This is a genomic window from Oscillibacter sp. CU971, assembly GCF_905219725.1.
In the GTDB taxonomy this organism is placed as follows: Bacteria; Bacillota; Clostridia; order Oscillospirales; family Oscillospiraceae; genus Oscillibacter.
On the sequence record NZ_CAJMXG010000371.1, the window covers coordinates 1 to 2,269 of the forward strand.

Here is a 2,269-nt window from a genome sequence, read left to right on the forward strand (position 1 = left end):
TCCACAACGCCTACAGGGGTTCCGTCAATAAAGAGGGCATAGTCCACCTCGCCTGTGCTGGTTGGAAACTCCCGCACTGCTACGCCTATGGCAGAGGACAGATTCAGGTGTTTCATATCCTGGATCATCCAGCCGGACTGTATCAGCTTTTGGTCTATCACAAGACGAGCCTTTTCTTCTGGCGACATCGCGGTTCCCTCCTTATATCGGCAATTTATTACATTGTAACTGAGAACACCTTCAGTTACAAGGCGTTATTTCATTGTTTACTGGTACGCAATATTTGACAGGGGGTGTTCTCCCGATGAACAGGAAAACGGTGCGTTCCACACTGCCCGGAATGCACCGTTTTGGTTCATATTTGGTTACGCATAGAAGTTGACACTGTTGGGTATCCCGACGAACATGTAGCAGTAGGTGATGCCGTCGTACTGGGTCACGCCCACGCCGATGCAGTCGCATCTCGGGTCGATCATGGTCTGGAAGTGGCCGGGCGAGTTGATCCAATTGTCGACAGCGCGCTGAGCGGCGTTGTCTGTACCAGTGAACACGGTGAGGTTGTCGCCGAAGCCGTAGGGGTAGCCAGCATCGACAGCGGCCTTGCTTTCCTCTGGGGAGTGGTGCCAGGTGTACCGCTGGTTGGAGCAGGCTTGGGCGGCGTTCATCAGGGCCTCATTGACCGGCAACTCTGACACTCCATTGGCCTTTCTGGTCTGGTTGATGAGGCGGATCATCTCCTGCCGTATCTCCATATTGTCTGTCAGGCCAGCACTGTCCCCGCTGGCGGTGGTTTCCGGCATAGCTGGAGTAGCGGGACCGACCGTCAGCGTCACGCTCCCATGTTCCCCGGCGTTGTTCCCCGGCGCTGTTGGTTGCCGTGATTTCCGCAGTCCCCTCCGCTTTGGCGACAGCAACCCAGAAGGTCAGCACCTGCTCCACCGCCACTGTGTCCGGGTTGCTGGAGGTAACAGTGTAGTCCGTACCGCTGGGGCCGATGATGAGTCCGCTACGGTCTCCTACCTCCAGGGTACTTCCCTTGTAACTGCTCACCCGGACAGGTTCGTCAGGCGCTTCTGTCGCCATGGCGGGGATGGCGAGGGTTGTTGTGAGGATGGCTGCCGTCAATGCTGCGGTGATGCGCTTTTTCGTACTGGTCATTTGCATTTCCTCCTGATTTCTGTATTTTGTGTAGGTTTCGCAAGTGACACAATATCGAAACAGAAGAGGAAAGTCGATAGGGATAAACGGAGAAATACAGGGGGGAAAATTAAGCGTATTACACAGTACTTTGTTGTGTTTGTGAAGGAGCTTTTTCGGTGTGACGATTTTCTTGACCACATAAACAGCCACAGACAGACATGGAACTCGTGGAAACACTGTTTTCAAAGAGTGCCGGAGAGTAAATGAAACAGAACAGAAACGGCTATAAACCATCAAAAATTGTTTAAAAAATCTTTGCGGACCTCTTTGGATATAGCGACTCAAATTTTGAGTGATAATTCCAGCCCTCCTGCTTTTCATCCCCTTCTGTTTGTGGTATACTTTAATTTAAAGCACAGGCCAAAGAAGGAGATGGTCACACGCCTTATTACAGTATCCATCTATGTGTTTCACCTCATCCAAAATACTCCTGCATCAACGCTTTTTTCAGCACTTCCAGTTTATCCAAGCTTTGCTGGATTGTCAACTTCGATCTGTCGGTTTGTTCAGCGAAGGCGACATATTCACGCTGCAGTTGCATTGGAGGCATGATATATTCCACGTTCATAAAGGGTTTCTGTGTTATTTTCTTCAAGTCGCCCGCATCTTGAAAACGAGTAAAATCAATGTGTTCCATCAGTGAATACAGAAAGAACAAATTAAATTGCTCCGTATTGTAATCGCTGATGTACATAGCGTTATCAGTTATCCACAGAGGCCCTTTTGCAAAATGAATATTGCCGCTCTGAAATCCAGCATGGCCAACAACTAGAGTGTCCTTTTTTATACTGGCACCATCCGTGTACCTCGAAATCCCGTTCCCGCCATAAGCAGGAATACCAACCTTCAATCGCCTTGATTCTGGCACAAATTTTCCATTTGATAATTTGAAAAAGCTCGCACCCCGTTCAGTTGGCAGGTTTTTGCTGTTACAAACGGGGTCTCTAAACATCTCCACAAACCGCGCATTGACCAGTTCATCCAGTTTGGCAAGCTGTTGTTTGCGGAGGGAAATCAGATTGGTGACTTTATCCAGTACGGAAGCAATCTGATATTGTTTTTCCATAGG

1 protein-coding gene and 1 pseudogene are annotated in these 2,269 nt (G+C 49.3%); both read right to left on the reverse strand.

The window, feature by feature from the left end; translation table 11 throughout:
* Nucleotides 1-365 precede the first annotated feature (365 nt).
* A pseudogene (locus JX325_RS15525) lies at nucleotides 366-1,158 on the reverse strand (CAP domain-containing protein).
* A gap of 457 nt (nucleotides 1,159-1,615) precedes the next feature.
* Nucleotides 1,616-2,269 (reverse strand): restriction endonuclease subunit S (locus JX325_RS15530; protein ID WP_204791962.1); only part of this gene is annotated, 654 nt, incomplete at its 5' end.